The organism is Acinetobacter sp. YH12252 (assembly GCF_013417365.1).
GTDB classification, from domain to species: Bacteria; Pseudomonadota; Gammaproteobacteria; order Pseudomonadales; family Moraxellaceae; genus Acinetobacter; species Acinetobacter towneri.
The window spans coordinates 149,463-165,657 of record NZ_VPEA01000005.1; the positions used below are offsets into that span (position 1 = coordinate 149,463).

At 43.8% G+C, this 16,195-nt stretch carries 29 protein-coding genes and 1 pseudogene; 29 read left to right on the top strand and 1 reads right to left on the bottom strand.

The features are described 5' to 3' along the window. Nucleotides 1-42: 42 nt before the first annotated feature. On the bottom strand, nucleotides 43-1,230 hold the full coding sequence (locus FTV28_RS07010; RefSeq protein ID WP_179989872.1) for a PLP-dependent transferase: 1,188 nt from the start codon (nucleotides 1,228-1,230) through the stop codon (nucleotides 43-45). A 148-nt stretch (nucleotides 1,231-1,378) separates the two neighbouring features. Here FTV28_RS07010 and FTV28_RS07015 point away from each other — a divergent pair, with 148 nt between their 5' ends. The 29 genes and pseudogenes from FTV28_RS07015 to rplQ all read left to right on the top strand — a co-directional run bounded on the left by FTV28_RS07015 (nucleotide 1,379) and on the right by rplQ (nucleotide 16,107). Next, nucleotides 1,379-2,122, top strand: coding sequence for a type 1 glutamine amidotransferase (locus FTV28_RS07015; protein WP_131260587.1), 744 nt, complete (start codon nucleotides 1,379-1,381; stop codon nucleotides 2,120-2,122). A 425-nt stretch (nucleotides 2,123-2,547) separates the two neighbouring features. Next, nucleotides 2,548-2,859, top strand: a complete 312-nt coding sequence (gene rpsJ / locus FTV28_RS07020) for a 30S ribosomal protein S10 (protein ID WP_000070912.1) — start codon at nucleotides 2,548-2,550, stop codon at nucleotides 2,857-2,859. A gap of 59 nt (nucleotides 2,860-2,918) precedes the next feature. Beyond that, nucleotides 2,919-3,557 carry a 50S ribosomal protein L3 gene (gene rplC, locus FTV28_RS07025; protein ID WP_026438075.1) on the top strand — a complete coding sequence of 213 codons (639 nt, stop codon included), beginning with the start codon at nucleotides 2,919-2,921 and terminating at the stop codon, nucleotides 3,555-3,557. Nucleotides 3,558-3,568: 11 nt separating this feature from the next. Then, on the top strand, nucleotides 3,569-4,171 hold the full coding sequence (gene rplD / locus FTV28_RS07030) for a 50S ribosomal protein L4 (protein ID WP_004974702.1): 603 nt from the start codon (nucleotides 3,569-3,571) through the stop codon (nucleotides 4,169-4,171). Then, complete coding sequence (rplW, locus tag FTV28_RS07035) at nucleotides 4,168-4,488, top strand: 50S ribosomal protein L23 (RefSeq protein ID WP_004974703.1); 321 nt, start codon at nucleotides 4,168-4,170, stop codon at nucleotides 4,486-4,488. The genes rplD and rplW overlap by 4 nt, the downstream gene beginning before the upstream one ends. An 11-nt stretch (nucleotides 4,489-4,499) precedes the next feature. Continuing rightward, nucleotides 4,500-5,324: a 50S ribosomal protein L2 gene (rplB, locus tag FTV28_RS07040; RefSeq protein WP_004974706.1), complete on the top strand. Its 825-nt coding sequence runs from the start codon at nucleotides 4,500-4,502 to the stop codon at nucleotides 5,322-5,324. Between the two features lie 19 nt (nucleotides 5,325-5,343). After that, complete coding sequence (gene rpsS, locus FTV28_RS07045) at nucleotides 5,344-5,619, top strand: 30S ribosomal protein S19 (protein WP_004673001.1); 276 nt, start codon at nucleotides 5,344-5,346, stop codon at nucleotides 5,617-5,619. A gap of 11 nt (nucleotides 5,620-5,630) precedes the next feature. After that, nucleotides 5,631-5,960 (top strand): 50S ribosomal protein L22, encoded by a 330-nt coding sequence (rplV, locus tag FTV28_RS07050; protein WP_001982638.1) that lies wholly within the window; start codon nucleotides 5,631-5,633, stop codon nucleotides 5,958-5,960. Nucleotide 5,961: 1 nt separating this feature from the next. After that, nucleotides 5,962-6,778 (top strand): annotated as a pseudogene (rpsC, locus tag FTV28_RS07055) (30S ribosomal protein S3). Further along, nucleotides 6,718-7,131 (top strand): 50S ribosomal protein L16, encoded by a 414-nt coding sequence (gene rplP / locus FTV28_RS07060; protein WP_004691317.1) that lies wholly within the window; start codon nucleotides 6,718-6,720, stop codon nucleotides 7,129-7,131. Before rpsC ends, rplP begins: the two are co-directional and overlap by 61 nt. After that, nucleotides 7,131-7,328 (top strand): 50S ribosomal protein L29, encoded by a 198-nt coding sequence (gene rpmC / locus FTV28_RS07065; protein ID WP_004650482.1) that lies wholly within the window; start codon nucleotides 7,131-7,133, stop codon nucleotides 7,326-7,328. Before rplP ends, rpmC begins: the two co-directional genes overlap by 1 nt. Beyond that, nucleotides 7,325-7,582 carry a 30S ribosomal protein S17 gene (rpsQ, locus tag FTV28_RS07070; protein ID WP_004974714.1) on the top strand — a complete coding sequence of 86 codons (258 nt, stop codon included), beginning with the start codon at nucleotides 7,325-7,327 and terminating at the stop codon, nucleotides 7,580-7,582. Before rpmC ends, rpsQ begins: the two co-directional genes overlap by 4 nt. A gap of 91 nt (nucleotides 7,583-7,673) precedes the next feature. Continuing rightward, a complete protein-coding gene (rplN, locus tag FTV28_RS07075) occupies nucleotides 7,674-8,042 on the top strand; it encodes a 50S ribosomal protein L14 (protein ID WP_001982634.1) in 369 nt (122 codons plus the stop codon). Between the two features lie 9 nt (nucleotides 8,043-8,051). Then, nucleotides 8,052-8,369 (top strand): 50S ribosomal protein L24, encoded by a 318-nt coding sequence (gene rplX, locus FTV28_RS07080; RefSeq protein WP_004974717.1) that lies wholly within the window; start codon nucleotides 8,052-8,054, stop codon nucleotides 8,367-8,369. A gap of 16 nt (nucleotides 8,370-8,385) precedes the next feature. Then, nucleotides 8,386-8,922 carry a 50S ribosomal protein L5 gene (gene rplE / locus FTV28_RS07085; protein WP_004974719.1) on the top strand — a complete coding sequence of 179 codons (537 nt, stop codon included), beginning with the start codon at nucleotides 8,386-8,388 and terminating at the stop codon, nucleotides 8,920-8,922. 9 nt (nucleotides 8,923-8,931) lie between these two features. Then, the gene (rpsN, locus tag FTV28_RS07090; RefSeq protein WP_004825185.1) at nucleotides 8,932-9,237 is read left to right on the top strand and encodes a 30S ribosomal protein S14; all 306 of its coding nucleotides are present in this window, start codon (nucleotides 8,932-8,934) and stop codon (nucleotides 9,235-9,237) included. Nucleotides 9,238-9,249: 12 nt separating this feature from the next. Further along, on the top strand, nucleotides 9,250-9,645 hold the full coding sequence (gene rpsH, locus FTV28_RS07095; RefSeq protein WP_004974720.1) for a 30S ribosomal protein S8: 396 nt from the start codon (nucleotides 9,250-9,252) through the stop codon (nucleotides 9,643-9,645). 16 nt (nucleotides 9,646-9,661) lie between these two features. Further along, a complete protein-coding gene (rplF, locus tag FTV28_RS07100; RefSeq protein WP_004974722.1) occupies nucleotides 9,662-10,195 on the top strand; it encodes a 50S ribosomal protein L6 in 534 nt (177 codons plus the stop codon). A gap of 14 nt (nucleotides 10,196-10,209) precedes the next feature. Beyond that, on the top strand, nucleotides 10,210-10,560 hold the full coding sequence (gene rplR / locus FTV28_RS07105) for a 50S ribosomal protein L18 (protein WP_004281497.1): 351 nt from the start codon (nucleotides 10,210-10,212) through the stop codon (nucleotides 10,558-10,560). A gap of 2 nt (nucleotides 10,561-10,562) precedes the next feature. Continuing rightward, a complete protein-coding gene (rpsE, locus tag FTV28_RS07110; RefSeq protein WP_004974725.1) occupies nucleotides 10,563-11,060 on the top strand; it encodes a 30S ribosomal protein S5 in 498 nt (165 codons plus the stop codon). A 6-nt stretch (nucleotides 11,061-11,066) separates the two neighbouring features. Next, entirely contained in the window at nucleotides 11,067-11,243 is a 177-nt protein-coding gene (gene rpmD / locus FTV28_RS07115) for a 50S ribosomal protein L30 (RefSeq protein WP_004786899.1), read from the top strand. A gap of 3 nt (nucleotides 11,244-11,246) precedes the next feature. Continuing rightward, nucleotides 11,247-11,687, top strand: coding sequence for a 50S ribosomal protein L15 (rplO, locus tag FTV28_RS07120; RefSeq protein WP_004974728.1), 441 nt, complete (start codon nucleotides 11,247-11,249; stop codon nucleotides 11,685-11,687). A 45-nt stretch (nucleotides 11,688-11,732) separates the two neighbouring features. After that, complete coding sequence (gene secY, locus FTV28_RS07125; protein ID WP_179989936.1) at nucleotides 11,733-13,052, top strand: preprotein translocase subunit SecY; 1,320 nt, start codon at nucleotides 11,733-11,735, stop codon at nucleotides 13,050-13,052. 20 nt (nucleotides 13,053-13,072) lie between these two features. Continuing rightward, on the top strand, nucleotides 13,073-13,189 hold the full coding sequence (rpmJ, locus tag FTV28_RS07130; RefSeq protein ID WP_000867907.1) for a 50S ribosomal protein L36: 117 nt from the start codon (nucleotides 13,073-13,075) through the stop codon (nucleotides 13,187-13,189). Between the two features lie 107 nt (nucleotides 13,190-13,296). Further along, a complete protein-coding gene (gene rpsM / locus FTV28_RS07135; protein WP_004974734.1) occupies nucleotides 13,297-13,653 on the top strand; it encodes a 30S ribosomal protein S13 in 357 nt (118 codons plus the stop codon). A gap of 19 nt (nucleotides 13,654-13,672) precedes the next feature. Beyond that, nucleotides 13,673-14,059 (top strand): 30S ribosomal protein S11, encoded by a 387-nt coding sequence (rpsK, locus tag FTV28_RS07140; RefSeq protein ID WP_001040166.1) that lies wholly within the window; start codon nucleotides 13,673-13,675, stop codon nucleotides 14,057-14,059. A 12-nt stretch (nucleotides 14,060-14,071) separates the two neighbouring features. Beyond that, nucleotides 14,072-14,698 carry a 30S ribosomal protein S4 gene (gene rpsD, locus FTV28_RS07145; protein ID WP_004974744.1) on the top strand — a complete coding sequence of 209 codons (627 nt, stop codon included), beginning with the start codon at nucleotides 14,072-14,074 and terminating at the stop codon, nucleotides 14,696-14,698. A 17-nt stretch (nucleotides 14,699-14,715) separates the two neighbouring features. Then, nucleotides 14,716-15,723 (top strand): DNA-directed RNA polymerase subunit alpha, encoded by a 1,008-nt coding sequence (gene rpoA, locus FTV28_RS07150; protein WP_004974745.1) that lies wholly within the window; start codon nucleotides 14,716-14,718, stop codon nucleotides 15,721-15,723. A gap of 18 nt (nucleotides 15,724-15,741) precedes the next feature. Next, nucleotides 15,742-16,107: a 50S ribosomal protein L17 gene (gene rplQ / locus FTV28_RS07155; protein WP_004974746.1), complete on the top strand. Its 366-nt coding sequence runs from the start codon at nucleotides 15,742-15,744 to the stop codon at nucleotides 16,105-16,107. The last annotated feature ends 88 nt before the right edge of the window (nucleotides 16,108-16,195 follow it).

The window sequence follows — 16,195 nt, forward strand, 5'->3', positions numbered from 1 at the left end:
TGTAAAAAATTGGGCAAATTGCCCAATTTTTTATGTCGATATTTAAGCTAAGACTTTTAAAGCTTGTTGAATATCCTGAATCAGATCTTCCGGATGTTCCAGACCAATACAGAAACGAACCAGAAAACCCTCCTTCAAATGTGAATGTTCAAGCACACGCATTTCTTTTAAGTTATATAGCATGACCAGACTGACAGGACCACCCCAGCTAAAGCCAAGCTTAAACAGTTTTAAGCTGTCACAGAAATTGCGAATATCTTGCAACTTGTAGTTATTGTCAAAAATCACACTGACCAAACCTGCGCTGTGTCCATCGCGGCAAATTTCTTTCCAATACGCATGCCCCGCAGATGTGGCATCGGCAGGGTGCAACACCTGAGCAAATTGTGGTTGTAGTTTCAGCCAGTTGAGTAATTCAATTGTGCTTTTTGCTTGGTGCTCATAACGTAGTTGCATCGAAGCCAAACTGCGTTGTACTTGCGCGACATCATCCCCCGATACGCAAATACCTTGAATGGCATGCATACGAAACAGTTGATGATGTAAGTGTTGATCACGGGTCACGACAGACCCCATTAAAATGTCACCACCACCACTTGGGTATTTGGTCAGGGCATGCACGGTCATATCGACACTTAAATGTTCATTGCCAAAATCAAAAGCATTAAAGGCAAGACCTGCACCCCAGGTATTGTCCAGTGCAGTCAGAATGTTATGGGCTTGGGCTTTTTTTACCAGACCAATTAAGTCCGGAAACTCCAGTGTCACCGAACCAGCCGCTTCGAGCCATAACAGTTTGGCTTTATCGCTTGGGCTAAAGCTTTCTACCTCCAACGGGTTATAGACCTTGACGGCAATGCCATAACGCTGCTGCAGATTACGCAGATGCTCCATATTCGGACCATAAATATTGTCCGGAACCCAGACCTCATCACCCTGGCTTAACAAGCAGGAATTCACCAAATTAATTGCTGATAGTCCGCTTGGTGCGAGTAAGCAGTATTCACCACCTTCTAATTGCGCAATCTGATCAGCGAGTGTGAATGTAGTCGGTGTGCCATGTGTGCCATAGCTATAATCATAAGCATCAGTCCAGTGTCGATTAAACAGTGCATCTGTGTTTTCAAAGATAATGGTCGATGCACGAAATAGGGGAGGCTGTACCGTTTGAATATATTGTGGGGCACGTCTTGGTGCATGAATTAAAGCAGTTTGAGCATTTTTCTTCACAGGTTCACTCAGAAAATAAGCAAATATTGAGTTTAGCTTAAGAGAAATACTGGCTTTAGGCTATAAAAAGCTGCACTACAAGACATGCCTTGAACTTGGCGCTATTTTTGCAGAAGCTGAAGTATAGAAAATACAAAGGATGATCCAGATGAAAGCACCACTAAGCGTGCATTATTTTCAGCATAGTGCAGGTGAAGGTTTTGGAAGTTGCTATGACTATTTAAAGCAGATGGGGGCGCATATCACTGCAACCGAATTTTTTGCTTTACCGCCTGAGCAAAATATTGAAATTGAAGCCTTACCCAAAGTTGAAGATATTGACCTGTTAATTGTGATGGGCGGTGCCATGAGTGTAAATGATGAAGTACATTATCCATGGTTAAAAACAGAAAAACGCTGGATTAGGCGTTATTTGGCGATGGGTAAACCTGCAATCGGTTTGTGTTTAGGTGGGCAGATGATTGCCAATGCGTTGGGTGCAGCAGTGAGTCCTAATCCTGAACAGGAGCGCGGTTGGCATCCTGTCTATAAAGTCGAAAATATACCAGAAAGCTGTTTCCAAATGCCTGATCAAATCTCAGTGATGCAGTGGCATGGCGAAACTTTTGAATTACCTAAGGGCGCGGTAAGACTTGCCAGTAATGCCGCTTGCACCAATCAACTGTATCAAATTGGGAAAAACGTACTAGGATTTCAGTTCCATCCAGAAATTACCCCACGGGCTTTGCAGTTGTTTTTGGACAATGCTGAAATGAAACCTGCATTTTCAGGCATGTATGTACAACCCGCGCATGAATTAAAACAGATGTCTGCAGCACAATTTCAGGCAGGCAACCAATTAATGAATCGTGCAATAGATTATGTTTTAGCACAAAGCAAACTTAGGGAATAAAGTCATGGATTGTGGAGTGAACACAAAAAATGAAAGTTAGTCATGGTGAGGATGATTTGCGCTGTCAAGGTAGAGGAAATGGTCAAAAAGCAGATTACCTACATTTACACTCAATAATTGGATAGGAATGCTGCCTAACTCATATATAAAGTGCTAATCGTATATTTTAAAAAGAGAAATCGGCAGAGCGTGAAAAATAAAGCAATAAAGCCAAAAAGAGATTTGCTTATGCATTAAACAATCGTTATAATGGGCGACCCTTTATGCAAGGGGGTTAACTGCGAAGAAAGTAGTTAACATCGTGACAGTCGTGGCATCGATCATGACCTTAGTGATAATTCACTGCCTTTGACACTTGCCTTAAATTAGTGGGGTGAGATGCGTCAAGGGTGATTCTTTATATATTTGGCTTGGAGTTAACTGGTATGTCTAACCAGAGAATTCGTATCCGTTTGAAGTCTTTTGATCATCGTCTGATCGATCAATCTGCTCAAGAAATCGTAGAAACCGCTAAGCGTACTGGCGCACAAGTTTGTGGTCCAATCCCGATGCCAACTCGCATCGAACGCTTCAACGTTTTAACATCACCACACGTAAACAAAGATGCGCGCGACCAGTATGAAATCCGTACTTACAAGCGTTTGATCGACATCGTTCAACCTACAGATAAAACTGTTGATGCGTTGATGAAATTAGATCTAGCAGCTGGTGTTGATGTTCAGATTGCATTGGGTTAAGGCTTTCGGTTAATTAACACTCTAAGTTAATTAGGCCGCTTTTTTAGAGGTTTATGCACATGGCTATTGGTTTAGTCGGTCGCAAGTGCGGTATGACCCGTATCTTTACAGATGCTGGTGTTTCTGTACCTGTTACAGTGATTGAGGTTGATCCTAACCGCATCACTCAAATCAAAACGCTTGAAACAGATGGTTATCAAGCAATTCAGGTTACTACTGGTGAACGTCGCGAATCTCGCGTAACTAACGCTCAGAAAGGTCACTTCGCTAAAGCGGGTGTTGCTGCTGGTCGTTTAGTTCAAGAATTCCGTGCTACAGAAGCTGACCTTGAAGGTCGTGAAGTTGGCGGAACTATCGGTGTAGATTTGTTCACAGTAGGTCAGATCGTTGACGTAACTGGTCAGTCTAAAGGTAAGGGTTTCCAGGGTGGTGTTAAGCGTTGGAACTTCCGTACTCAAGACGCTACTCACGGTAACTCTGTTTCTCACCGTGTTCTAGGTTCTACAGGTCAAAACCAGACTCCTGGTCGCGTATTCAAAGGCAAAAAAATGGCTGGCCATTTAGGTGCTGAACGCGTAACTGTACAGGGTCTTGAAATTGTATCTATCGACACAGAGCGTTCAGTTCTTGTTGTTAAAGGTGCGATTCCTGGTGCGACTGGTGGTGACGTAACTGTACGTCCTACGATCAAGGCTTGAGGGGAAATAACGTGAATTTAAATACTGTTTCCGGCTCTGCTGTTGAGTTATCTGAAGTTGCGTTCGGTCGTGAATTCAATGAAGCACTTGTACACCAAGTTGTTACGGCTTACTTAGCTGGTGGTCGTCAAGGCTCTAAAGCTCAGAAATCACGTGCAGACGTTGCTGGCGGTGGTAAAAAACCATTCCGTCAAAAAGGTACTGGCCGCGCTCGTGCTGGTTCTATTCGTAGCCCAATCTGGGTTGGTGGTGGTAAAACTTTTGCTGCTCGTCCACAAGATTGGTCTCAAAAAGTTAACCGCAAAATGTACCGCGGTGCAATGCAATGTATCTTAGCTGAACTTGTTCGCCAAGATCGTCTTGTATTGGTTGAAGAGTTTGCTGTTGAAGCTCCTAAAACTAAAGAGTTGCTTGCAAAACTTAACGACTTGAATGCAACTCGCGCATTGATCGTAACTGAAGCTGTAGATGAGAATCTATATCTTGCAGCGCGTAACCTTCCACACGTTGATGTGGTTGATGCTACTGCAATCGATCCTGTTAGCTTGATCGCGTTCGACAAAGTTGTAATGTCTGTTGCTGCTGCTAAGAAAATTGAGGTAGAACTCGGATGAACAACGAACGTTTATATCAAGTCCTACAAGGACCTGTATTTTCAGAAAAAGCACAAGTTTTAGGCGAAACTGCTGGTGTTCAAGTATTCAAAGTTGCATTAAATGCAAACAAACTTGAAATCAAAAAAGCAGTTGAGCAATTATTTGGTGTGGAAGTTGTTAAAGTTAACACGACTATCACTAAAGGTAAGACTAAGCGCTTTGGTCGTACATTGGGACGCCGTTCTGATGTTAAAAAAGCATACGTCACCCTGAAAGCTGGCCAAGATGTTGAAATGGCTGACTTGGGCGATACCGCTGAAAGCGCAGCGGAATAAGGACGAAATTTATGCCGATTCAAAAATGTAAGCCAACGTCTCCAGGACGTCGCTTTGTAGAGAAAGTCGTTCACGACCATCTTCACAAAGGTGCGCCTTATGCGCCGTTGGTAGAAGCTAAAAAACGTACTGGTGGTCGTAACAACAACGGTCACATTACTACACGTCACGTTGGTGGTGGTCATAAGCAACACTACCGTATCGTAGACTTCAAACGTAACAAAGATGGCATTCCTGCTGTTGTAGAGCGTATTGAATACGATCCAAACCGTACTGCACACATCGCATTGTTGAAGTATGCTGACGGTGAACGTCGTTATATTATTGCGCCTAAAGGTTTACGTGCTGGTGATCAAGTTCAATCTGGTAACGATGCTCCAATCCGCCCAGGTAACTGCTTGCCACTTCGTAACATGCCAATCGGTGCTACTCTTCACAACATCGAACTTAAAATCGGTAAAGGTGCTCAATTAGCGCGTTCTGCTGGTACTTCAGTTCAATTGTTGGGTCGTGACGGTTCATACGCTATCGTTCGTCTACGTTCAGGCGAAATGCGTAAAGTGCACGTTGAATGTCGCGCTGTGTTAGGTGAAGTATCTAACTCAGAAAGCAACCTTCGTTCACTTGGTAAAGCAGGTGCTTCGCGCTGGCGTGGTGTTCGTCCTACCGTTCGTGGTATGGCAATGAACCCGGTTGATCACCCGCACGGTGGTGGTGAAGGGCGTACTAAAGGTATCCAACCTGTAAGCCCATGGGGTCAAAAAGCTAAAGGGTACAAGACACGTACCAACAAGCGTACGACTAAGATGATTATTCGCGACCGTCGCGTTAAGTAACAAGTAAAGGAATCTGACAATGCCTCGTTCTCTGAAAAAAGGCCCATTCGTCGATGCGCACTTGTTCGCTAAGGTTGAAGCGGCAATCGCGGCTAATAACCGTAAGCCGATCAAAACTTGGTCGCGTCGTTCGATGATCCTCCCAGATTTTGTTGGTTTAACAATTTCTGTTCACAATGGTCGTAACCATGTTCCAGTGATTATCTCTGAACACATGGTTGGTCATAAACTCGGTGAATTCGCGCCAACTCGTACCTATCGTGGTCACGGTGTTGACAAGAAGTCTAAACGTTAATAGGTGCTATGATGGAAGTAACTGCTAAATTACGCGGTGCCGCTATCTCGGCACAAAAAGCACGTTTGGTTGCAGATCTTATCCGCGGCAAATCTGTTGCGCATGCACTTAACATTTTAAACTTCAGCAACAAAAAAGCTGCTGTTTTAGTTAAGAAAGCATTGGAATCTGCAATTGCAAATGCTGAACACAATAACAGTTTAGATGTAGACGACCTTAAAGTATCTACGATTTACGTTGATGAAGGCATGAGCCTTAAACGTATTATGCCACGTGCTAAAGGCCGTGCAGATCGTATTACTAAGCGTACTTGTCACATCACCGTTAAGGTAGGGGTTTGATATGGGTCAGAAGGTTCATCCAATCGGTATCCGCCTAGGTGTTGTGAAACGTCATAACGCTAACTGGTATGCGAATCCGAAACAATACGCTGAATACTTGCTTAAAGACCTTCAAGTTCGTGAGTTTTTAACTAAAAAACTTAAGAACGCAATGGTAAGCAATATTCTTATCGAACGTCCAACGGGTGCTGCTAAAGTAACAATTAGCACTGCGCGTCCTGGTATCGTAATCGGTAAAAAAGGCGAAGACATTGAGAAATTACAACGCGAATTAACATCTATTATGGGTGTTCCTGCGCAAGTAAGCATCAACGAAATTGACCGTCCAGACTTAGATGCACGTTTAGTTGCTGAAGCAATCGCTTCTCAATTAGAAAAGCGTGTAATGTTCCGTCGTGCTATGAAGCGTGCGGTACAGAACTCTATGCGTGCTGGTGCTAAAGGTATCAAAGTTGAAGTTTCTGGTCGTTTAGGTGGTGCAGAGATTGCACGTACTGAATGGTATCGTGAAGGTCGTGTACCTTTGCATACACTTCGTGCGGACATCGACTATGCAACTATGCGTGCTGAAACTACTTACGGTACGATTGGTGTTAAAGTTTGGGTATTCCGTGGTGAAATCTTGGGTGGCATGAAGCAAGTCATGAACCCAGCACCTGCTGAAGAACGTCCAGCTAAACGCGGTCGCGGTCGTGGTGAAGGTCAAGAGCGTCGTGGTCGTCGCAATGATCGTTCTGCTGAAAAAGGAGAATAATCCATGTTGCAACCTAAACGTACTAAATTCCGTAAGGTGCAAAAAGGCCGTAACACTGGCTTAGCGCACCGTGGTAGCTCAGTATCTTTCGGTACTATCGCTCTTAAATCAGTTGAACGTGGTCAAATGACTGCGCGTCAAATTGAAGCGGCACGTCGTACAATCAGCCGTCGTATTAAGCGTGGTGGTAAGATCTTTATCCGTGTATTCCCAGACAAACCAATTACTTCTAAGCCTCTTGAAGTGCGTATGGGTAAAGGTAAAGGTTCTGTGGAATATTGGGTTTGTCAAATCAAACCAGGTAAAGTCTTGTACGAAATTGATGGTGTGAACGAAGAATTGGCGCGTGAAGCATTTACGCTTGCTGCTGCTAAACTTCCGTTTAAAACCACTATCGTGACTCGGACGGTAATGTAATGAAAACTAAAGATCTACGTGAAAAGTCGGTAGAAGAGTTGACAGCTTTGCTTGATGAGCAACAGCTTAACCAATTCCGTCTTCGTATGGCGAAAGCAACTGGTCAATTGGGTAAATCGCATGAAGTTGCGCTTACTCGTAAAACTATTGCACGCATCAAGACCCTCCTTACCGAAAAACAGGGGAACGGGCAATGAGTCAAAATACAGTCCGCACGTTAACTGGCAAAGTTGTAAGCGACAAAATGGAAAAATCTATTGTTGTCCTTATTGAACGCCAAGTTCAACACCCGTTGTATGGCAAATTGATTCGCCGTTCAACCAAATTACACGCTCATGATGAGAACAATACCGCCAAGATTGGTGATGTTGTAACCATCAAAGAAAGCCGCCCAATGTCTAAAACTAAGTCATGGACTTTAGTTGAAGTTGTTGAAGCTGCTGCTGAGTAATTAACGTTCTTGTTGCATCATCGGTCAATTTCGAGTACTCTTTGAGCCTTTCGAAATTGTGACCGGTGATGCTCGGTTTTGGAGTAGGGCAATGATTCAAACCGAAACGATGCTTGACGTAGCTGACAACAGTGGTGCTCGCCGCGTACAATGTATTAAAGTACTAGGTGGTTCACATCGTCGTTATGCTTCTGTTGGCGACATTATTAAAGTTACTGTAAAAGAAGCTATTCCACGCGCACGTGTTAAAAAAGGTGACGTGATGAATGCTGTTGTTGTACGTACAAAGTTCGGTATTCGTCGTCCAGACGGTTCTGTGATCCGTTTTGATGATAACGCTGCTGTTATTTTGAATAACAACAAAGCACCGATTGCAACTCGTATTTTCGGACCAGTGACTCGTGAACTTCGTACTGAACAGTTCATGAAAATCATTTCATTGGCTCCTGAAGTTCTATAAGAGGCAATCATGGCTAAGATTAAAAAAGGCGATCAAGTAATTGTGATCGCAGGTAAAGAAAAAGGCAAACAGGGTACTGTTCTGTCAGTTTCTAATGACCGTGTTAAGGTCGAAGGTCTTAACTTGGTTAAGAAGCACCAGAAGCCAAACCGTGCTACGGGCGCTGAAGGCGGTATCGTAACGCAGGAAGCTTCGCTTCATATCTCAAACGTGGCAATTTTTAATGCTACAACCCAAAAGGCTGACCGTGTTGGTTACCAAACGATTGATGGCGTGAAAACTCGCGTTTATAAATCGAATGGTGAATCAGTGGCGGTGGCGAAGTAATAGGTTGAAATAGGCAATGGCCAGACTTAAAACACGTTACAACGACGAACTTAAGGCTCAATTACAAGAACAATTGGGCGTTAAGAATGTGATGGAGATCCCTCGCATCACTAAAATTACCATCAACATGGGTGTTGGTGCTGCAGCTGCTGACAAGAAATTGTTAGATGGCGCTCTTTCTGATATGCAAGCTATTGCTGGTCAAAAACCAGTTTTAACATTAGCTCGTAAATCAATCGCTGGTTTTAAAATCCGTGATGGTTGGCCGATTGGTTGTAAAGTTACTTTACGCGGCGAACGTATGTACGAATTCTTAGACCGTTTGATCTCTATCGCGATCCCTCGTATCCGTGACTTCCGTGGTTTCTCTTCGAAATCATTTGATGGTCGTGGTAACTACTCTATGGGTCTCAAGGAACAAATCATGTTCCCTGAAATCGATTTCGATAAGATTGATCAAATTCGTGGTATGGACATCACCATTACTACGACTGCTCGCACCGATGACGAAGGCCGTGCGCTTATGCGTGCATTCGGCTTCCCGTTCAAATAAGAGGTCGATATGGCTAAGAAAGGTATGATTAATCGCGAATTGAAACGCGAAGCTACTGTTGCTAAATACGCTGCAAAACGTGCTGAATTAAAAGCAACGATTGCAAACGTAAATGCAAGCGACGAAGAGCGTTTCGAAGCGATGATGAAATTACAAGCATTACCACGTAATGCGTCTCCAGTACGTCTTCGTAACCGTTGTGGTTTAACTGGTCGTCCTCATGGTTACTTCCGTAAGTTCGGTTTAAGCCGTAACAAATTACGTGACACAGTAATGCAAGGTGATGTACCGGGCGTTGTTAAGGCAAGCTGGTAAGGAGCACTATAAATGAGTATGCAAGATACCGTTGCCGACATGCTAACGCGTGTTCGTAACGCTCAAATGGCAAAGAAACAAACTGTTTCTATGCCTAATTCTAAGTTGAAGGTTGCTATTGCAAACGTACTTCAACAAGAAGGTTATATCGCAAATGTAGAAGTGGCTGACAACGAAGGCAAACCTACATTAACGATTACTTTAAAATACTATGAAGGCAAACCAGTTATCGAAACTGTGAAACGCGTAAGCCGTCCAGGTCTACGTCAGTATCGCGGTAAAGATGCACTTCCAAGCGTTAAGCAAGGTTTAGGTATTGCAATCGTTTCTACAAGCAAAGGCATCATGACTGATCGCGCTGCACGTGCTGCAGGTATCGGTGGTGAAGTTATTGCTTTTGTTTCTTAATAATAGGTGATTCCTCATGTCTCGTGTGGCTAAAGCCCCAGTAACTGTACCTAACGGTGTTACAGTTACTCAGAACGGCCGGCAGGTCGAAGTGAAAGGCAGCAAAGGTACATTGTCTTTCAACCTGCATGCGCTGGTCGAGCTAAAACAGGAAGACGGTATTTTAGCTATTGCTCCTAAAGCTGAGTCGAAAGACGCTTGGATGCAAGCTGGTACTGCTCGCGCTGTGCTTAACAATCTTGTAAAAGGTGTGAGCGAAGGCTTCGAACGTAAGTTACAATTGATTGGTGTTGGTTATAAAGCTGCGGTAAAAGGTAACGTTGTTAACCTTAACCTTGGTTTTTCACACCCAATCGATTACACCCTTCCTGAAGGTGTAACTGCAGAAACTCCAACTGCAACTGAAATTATCCTTAAATCTGCTGACAAAGCAGCTTTAGGTCAAGTTGCTGCGGATATCCGTGGATACCGTCCACCAGAGCCATATAAAGGTAAAGGTGTTCGTTATTCGGATGAAGTTGTTCTTCGTAAAGAAGCTAAGAAGAAATAAGGCGCGAGGTTCTTATGAACGAAAAGAAACAATCCCGTTTGCGTCGTGCGAAAAGCACACGCTTGCACATCCGTGCATTGGGTGCGACTCGTTTGTGTGTAAACCGCACGCCGCGTCACATCTATGCTCAAGTTATTTCAGCAGATGGTGGCAAAGTTTTAGCGCAAGCTTCAACTTTAGATGCTACTTTACGTGCTGGTACAACTGGTAACGTTGAAGCAGCTCAAAAAGTAGGTGCTTTAATCGCAGAACGCGCGAAAGCAGCTGGCGTAACTAAAGTTGCGTTTGACCGTTCTGGTTTTAAATATCATGGTCGTATCAAAGCCTTGGCTGATGCTGCTCGTGAAAACGGCTTGGAGTTCTAATCATGGCTAAAGTTGAACAAAACGAAGGTCTTGTTGAAAAGCTGGTTGCCGTTGATCGCGTAGCCAAAGTTGTTAAAGGTGGTCGTATCTTCTCTTTCACAGCATTAACTGTTGTGGGTGATGGTAATGGTCGCGTAGGTTTTGGTCGTGGTAAAGCACGTGAAGTTCCAGCTGCTATTTCTAAAGCACTTGAAGCTGCACGTCGTAACATGATCACTATCGAATTGGCAGATGGTACTTTACAACACCCGATTCATGCGCGTCATGGTGCAAGCCGTGTTTACATGCAGCCAGCATCTGAAGGTACTGGTGTAATTGCGGGTGGTTCTATGCGTGCAGTTTTAGAAGCTGCAGGTGTACGTAACGTATTGACTAAATGCCGTGGTTCTACTAACGCTGCAAACGTAGTGAACGCAACTTTCAACGGTTTGCGTGACATGACAACTCCTGAAAAGGTTGCTGCGAAACGTGGTCTTTCAGTAGAACAAATTCAAGGGTAATCAATCATGAAAACGATTAAAGTTACCCAGACTAAATCTGCATCGCACCGCTTGAAAAATCACAAGCTTAGCCTTAAAGGTTTAGGTCTGCGTCGTATTGGTCATACTGTAGAAGTGCAAGATACGCCTTCTAACCGTGGTATGATCAACCAAGTCTACTATATGGTTAGTGTAGAGGAATAAGCCATGACTCTGCGTTTAAATGAACTTGCACCTGCAGAAGGTGCTAAGCGTGAAGCCCGTCGTTTAGGCCGTGGTATCGGTTCTGGCGTTGGTAAGACTGGTGGTCGTGGTATCAAAGGTCAAAACTCACGTAAGAGCGGTGGTACACGTCCTGGATTCGAAGGTGGTCAAACTGCGTTATATCGTCGTTTACCTAAATTCGGTTTCACTAGCCAAATCGCTTTGAAAACTGCTGAAGTACGTTTATCTGAGCTTGCTAAAGTGGAAGGCGACATCGTTAGCCTTGAAACTTTAAAAGCAGCGAACGTTGTACGTAAAGATATGGCTCGTGCTCGTATCGTACTTTCTGGTGAAATTACTCGCGCATTCACTATTCAAGGTGTTGCTGTGACTAAAGGCGCTAAAGCTGCTGTTGAAGCGGCTGGCGGTAAAGTCGAGGAGTAATCCCCAGTGTCTATGTCTCCTAGTTCTTCAGGTCATGTTCACATGATGAAAGGCCAACCATTTCACGTGAAATACCGTGAAATTATACGCCGAATGATGTTTCTCATTGGTGCGTTGTTGGTATTTCGACTAGGAGCGCATATTCCAGTACCAGGCATTAATAATGCCGCACTTGAACAATTGTTTAATGCAAACCAAGGTACAATCCTTGGTTTGTTTAACATGTTTTCGGGTGGTGCATTAGAGCGGATGTCGATTCTTGCTTTAGGGATCATGCCATACATTTCTGCTTCGATTATCGTACAGTTGATGTCTACCGTGGTTCCTTCGCTTGAAGCTTTGAAAAAAGAAGGCGAGCAAGGCAAACGCAAAATTAATCAATATACGCGCCAAGGCACATTGTTTCTTGCACTTGTGCAAGCGATTGGGATGTGTGCAGGTCTGATTGGTCAAGGTATTACCTTAACGTCAGGTGTGGCTTTTTACGTTCCAGCTGTGACCTCTTTGGTTGCAGGCACAATGTTCTTAATGTGGTTGGGTGAACAAATTACCGAACGCGGAGTGGGCAATGGTATTTCCATGATCATTTTCGCAGGTATTGTTGCAGGCTTGCCTAATTTAATTATGCAATCCTTCACATCTATTGATAGTGGCCAGTCAAGCCTGATTGGTTTGGCAATTTTTGGTTTATTGTCTTTGGGTGTACTTGCAGCAATTGTGTTTATTGAGAAGGCGCAGCGTCGTATTCCAGTAAACTATGCTCAAAAACAACAAGGTCGTCGTGTATTTACTGCTCAGCAAACGCATTTGCCATTAAAAATTAATATGGCAGGTGTGATTCCAGCAATTTTTGCCAGTTCATTGCTTTTGTTCCCAGCGAGCTTAGGTCAATGGGTCGGCAGTGCGGACCCTAATGCTGGATTAATCAAGCGTAGTCTACAAGACTTGGCATTGGTATTGTCGCCTGGACAACCGTTGTATTTGGTGCTCTTTGGTGCGTTAATTATCTTTTTCTGTTACTTCTACACTGCGCTGGTTTTCAGCCCTAAAGAAGTTTCGGAAAACTTGAAACGCAGCGGAGCTTATGTGCCTGGTATTCGCCCAGGTGAGCAAACTGCTCGTTACTTAGATCATATTCTCAGTCGTTTGACCTTTATTGGCGCGATTTACATCACTGTAGTCTGCTTAATGCCGATGATTCTACAAAGCTCATTTGGAATTCCATTTAGCTTAGGTGGTACATCATTATTAATCGTTGTAGTGGTTGTGATGGACTTTATGGCTCAGCTTCAAGCACATCTCACCTCGCACCAGTACGATAATCAAACGTTAATGAGAAAAACGACTGCTCATCCTAAGGGATAAGCGCACTTAGAGGTTTCATCATGAAAGTACAAGCTTCTGTAAAGAAAATTTGTGGTAGCTGCAAAGTTATCCGTCGTAATGGGGTTATTCGCGTAATTTGCAGCGCAGAACCTCGTCATAAGCAGCGTCAAGGTTAATTTGATTAAGACCTGTTGATTTCAGTAGGCTAATTAGGTTATTATCCGCCCCTCAAGATTTTTGTGGGGCGGTTGATTATCTTAACTGCCTTTTTGGAGAAAATTGAATGGCTCGTATTGCCGGTGTAAACATTCCGGATAACAAGCACGCTGTTATCTCTCTCACTTATATCTTTGGTATTGGTCGCCACACTGCTAAGACTATCTTAGCTGCTGCTGGTATCGCACCAACAACAAAGATCCGTGAATTAGATGACGCTCAGCTTGATGCGATTCGTGCAGAAGTTGCTAAGGTTCCGACCGAAGGTGACTTACGTCGCGAAATTTCCATGAACATTAAACGTTTAATGGATTTAGGCTGCTACCGCGGTCTTCGTCATCGTCGCAGCTTGCCTGTCCGTGGTCAACGCACCAAAACTAACGCACGTACCCGTAAAGGTCCGCGCAAACCGATTAAGAAATAAGATTTCTGGAAGCTAAAAGATGGCTAAAGATACTCGCACACGCAAGAAGGTCACTCGTACCGTCTCTGAAGGTGTTGCACACATTCACGCTTCTTTTAATAACACCATTGTGACCATTACCGATCGTCAAGGTAATGCACTGGCTTGGGCTACCTCAGGTGGACAAGGCTTCCGTGGATCACGTAAATCAACTCCGTTCGCTGCTCAGGTAGCTGCTGAAGTTGCTGGTAAAGCTGCTTTAGATTACGGTTTGAAAAACTTGGACGTCCTTGTTAAAGGTCCTGGTCCAGGTCGTGAGTCTGCGGTTCGTGCATTAGGTGCAGTGGGTTATAAGATTAACAGCATTACCGATGTGACTCCAATCCCTCACAACGGTTGCCGTCCACCTAAAAAACGTCGCGTGTAAGGAGAAACATTCATGGCTCGTTATATTGGTCCAAAATGCAAACTCTCTCGCCGCGAAGGGACAGACCTGCAACTAAAATCTGGCGTTAAACCATTTGACGTCAAAACTAAAAAACACGCTAAAGCTCCTGGCCAACATGGCGGGGCTCGTGGTGGTAAGCAATCTGAGTACTCACTACAATTACGTGAAAAACAAAAAGTACGTCGTATGTACGGTGTTTTAGAGCGTCAATTTAGTAACTACTATAAAGAAGCTGCTCGTGTGAAAGGCGCAACAGGTGAGAACTTGTTGAAATTGCTCGAAAGCCGTCTTGATAACGTTGTTTATCGCATGGGTTTTGGTTCTACACGTGCAGAAGCTCGTCAGCTTGTATCTCACCGTAGCATTACTTTAAATGGTCGTCGTGTTAACATTGCGTCTATTCAAGTTAAAGCTGGTGATGTAATTGCAGTTCACGAAGGTGCAAAACAACAATTACGTATTAAAAACGCAATTGAATTGGCTGCTCAACGTGGTATCCCTTCATGGATGGAAGTTGACCATTCTAAATTTGAAGGTACGTTTAAAGCTGCACCAGATCGTTCTGATTTACCTGCTGAAATCAACGAAAGCTTGATTGTAGAATTGTATTCTAAATAATCCTTGAGGTAGCAATAATGACGCGTACTGCAAATGAGTTTCTTACTCCGCAAGCGATCAAGGTCGAAGCGGCAAGCGGGACCTCGGCAAAAGTTATTCTAGAACCATTAGAGCGTGGCTTTGGTCATACTCTTGGTAATGCTTTACGTCGCATCCTTCTTTCTTCTTTACCTGGCGCAGCTGTGGTAGAAGTTGAAATTGAAGGTGTCGAGCACGAGTACAGTACTTTGGAAGGCTTGCAGCAGGACATCGTCGAGCTCTTGCTGAACCTGAAAGGATTGTCTATTAAGCTGTTCGATCAAAATGAAGCTTATTTGACATTGGAAAAACAAGGTCCAGGCGATGTAACTGCTGCAGACCTTCGTTTACCGCATAATGTTGAAGTGGTTAACCCTGAACACTTGATCGGCACTTTAAGTGCTACAGGCAATTTAAAAATGCGCCTGAAAGTTGCTCAAGGTCGTGGTTATGAAACATCTGACTCACGTTTCCCAGAAGGCGAAACTCGCCCTGTAGGTCGTTTGCAGTTAGATGCTTCTTATAGCCCAATCAAACGTGTGTCTTACATCGTAGAAAATGCGCGTGTAGAACAACGTACTGACCTTGACAAGTTGATCATTGATCTTGAAACCAATGGTACAGTTGATCCAGAAGAAGCAATCCGCAAAGCGGCAACAATCTTGCAACAACAAATTGCAATTTTTGTTGATCTTCAGAAAGATCAAGCTCCTGTTGCTCAAGAGCCTCGTGAAGAAGTTGACCCAATCTTGCTTCGTCCAGTAGATGATCTAGAGCTTACTGTTCGTTCTGCTAACTGTTTGAAAGCAGAAAATATTTACTACATTGGTGATCTTGTACAGCGTACTGAAGTTGAGCTACTTAAAACGCCTAACTTGGGTAAAAAATCGCTTACAGAGATCAAAGATGTTCTGGCTTCTAAAGGCTTACAGCTCGGCATGCGTTTAGAGAACTGGCCACCGGCTAGTCTCCGTATGGACGATCGTTTCGCCTATCGTAGCCGTTAATTAAGTAGGACTATCACCATGCGTCATCGTAATAGTGGTGTGAAATTAGGCCGTACAAGCAGCCATCGCAAAGCGATGTTCCAAAACTTGGCTAATTCTTTGTTCGAACACGAGTTAATCAAAACAACTGTTCCTAAAGCAAAAGAATTACGTCGTGTTGCTGAGCCTTTAATCACTTTAGCTAAAAACGATACAGTAGCAAACCGTCGTTTAGCGTTTGCTCGTACTCGTTCAGCAGCAACTGTTGGTAAATTATTTACCGTTCTTGGCCCTCGTTACAAAGAGCGTAACGGCGGTTATCTACGTGTTCTTAAAGCGGGCTTCCGTGCGGGTGATGCTGCACCGATGGCTTACGTTGAGCTTGTAGATCGCGAAGTTAAATAATTTCGCTAAGAATAACGCACGTTGTTCAGAAAAAGACCGGTTTTACCGGTCTTTTTTTATGAAAAAAATATATTGAATCTCAATAAAT

Bases quoted from the DNA above. Each gene is read 5' to 3' on its own strand.
- rpoA (WP_004974745.1), top strand. From the start codon at position 14,716: ATGACGCGTACTGCAAATGAGTTTCTTACTCCGCAAGCGATCAAGGTC.
- rpmC (WP_004650482.1), top strand. From the start codon at position 7,131: ATGAAAACTAAAGATCTACGTGAAAAGTCGGTAGAAGAGTTGACAGCT.
- rpmD (WP_004786899.1), top strand. From the start codon at position 11,067: ATGAAAACGATTAAAGTTACCCAGACTAAATCTGCATCGCACCGCTTG.
- rplW (WP_004974703.1), top strand. From the start codon at position 4,168: ATGAACAACGAACGTTTATATCAAGTCCTACAAGGACCTGTATTTTCA.
- rpsQ (WP_004974714.1), top strand. From the start codon at position 7,325: ATGAGTCAAAATACAGTCCGCACGTTAACTGGCAAAGTTGTAAGCGAC.
- rpsM (WP_004974734.1), top strand. From the start codon at position 13,297: ATGGCTCGTATTGCCGGTGTAAACATTCCGGATAACAAGCACGCTGTT.
- rplO (WP_004974728.1), top strand. From the start codon at position 11,247: ATGACTCTGCGTTTAAATGAACTTGCACCTGCAGAAGGTGCTAAGCGT.
- rplX (WP_004974717.1), top strand. From the start codon at position 8,052: ATGGCTAAGATTAAAAAAGGCGATCAAGTAATTGTGATCGCAGGTAAA.
- rplQ (WP_004974746.1), top strand. From the start codon at position 15,742: ATGCGTCATCGTAATAGTGGTGTGAAATTAGGCCGTACAAGCAGCCAT.
- rplV (WP_001982638.1), top strand. From the start codon at position 5,631: ATGGAAGTAACTGCTAAATTACGCGGTGCCGCTATCTCGGCACAAAAA.
- rplP (WP_004691317.1), top strand. From the start codon at position 6,718: ATGTTGCAACCTAAACGTACTAAATTCCGTAAGGTGCAAAAAGGCCGT.
- rpsK (WP_001040166.1), top strand. From the start codon at position 13,673: ATGGCTAAAGATACTCGCACACGCAAGAAGGTCACTCGTACCGTCTCT.
- rplR (WP_004281497.1), top strand. From the start codon at position 10,210: ATGAACGAAAAGAAACAATCCCGTTTGCGTCGTGCGAAAAGCACACGC.
- rpsN (WP_004825185.1), top strand. From the start codon at position 8,932: ATGGCTAAGAAAGGTATGATTAATCGCGAATTGAAACGCGAAGCTACT.
- rpsH (WP_004974720.1), top strand. From the start codon at position 9,250: ATGAGTATGCAAGATACCGTTGCCGACATGCTAACGCGTGTTCGTAAC.
- FTV28_RS07015 (WP_131260587.1), top strand. From the start codon at position 1,379: ATGAAAGCACCACTAAGCGTGCATTATTTTCAGCATAGTGCAGGTGAA.
- rpsE (WP_004974725.1), top strand. From the start codon at position 10,563: ATGGCTAAAGTTGAACAAAACGAAGGTCTTGTTGAAAAGCTGGTTGCC.
- rplN (WP_001982634.1), top strand. From the start codon at position 7,674: ATGATTCAAACCGAAACGATGCTTGACGTAGCTGACAACAGTGGTGCT.
- secY (WP_179989936.1), top strand. From the start codon at position 11,733: ATGAAAGGCCAACCATTTCACGTGAAATACCGTGAAATTATACGCCGA.
- rpsJ (WP_000070912.1), top strand. From the start codon at position 2,548: ATGTCTAACCAGAGAATTCGTATCCGTTTGAAGTCTTTTGATCATCGT.
- rpmJ (WP_000867907.1), top strand. From the start codon at position 13,073: ATGAAAGTACAAGCTTCTGTAAAGAAAATTTGTGGTAGCTGCAAAGTT.
- rpsS (WP_004673001.1), top strand. From the start codon at position 5,344: ATGCCTCGTTCTCTGAAAAAAGGCCCATTCGTCGATGCGCACTTGTTC.
- rpsD (WP_004974744.1), top strand. From the start codon at position 14,072: ATGGCTCGTTATATTGGTCCAAAATGCAAACTCTCTCGCCGCGAAGGG.
- rplF (WP_004974722.1), top strand. From the start codon at position 9,662: ATGTCTCGTGTGGCTAAAGCCCCAGTAACTGTACCTAACGGTGTTACA.
- rplE (WP_004974719.1), top strand. From the start codon at position 8,386: ATGGCCAGACTTAAAACACGTTACAACGACGAACTTAAGGCTCAATTA.
- rplB (WP_004974706.1), top strand. From the start codon at position 4,500: ATGCCGATTCAAAAATGTAAGCCAACGTCTCCAGGACGTCGCTTTGTA.
- rplC (WP_026438075.1), top strand. From the start codon at position 2,919: ATGGCTATTGGTTTAGTCGGTCGCAAGTGCGGTATGACCCGTATCTTT.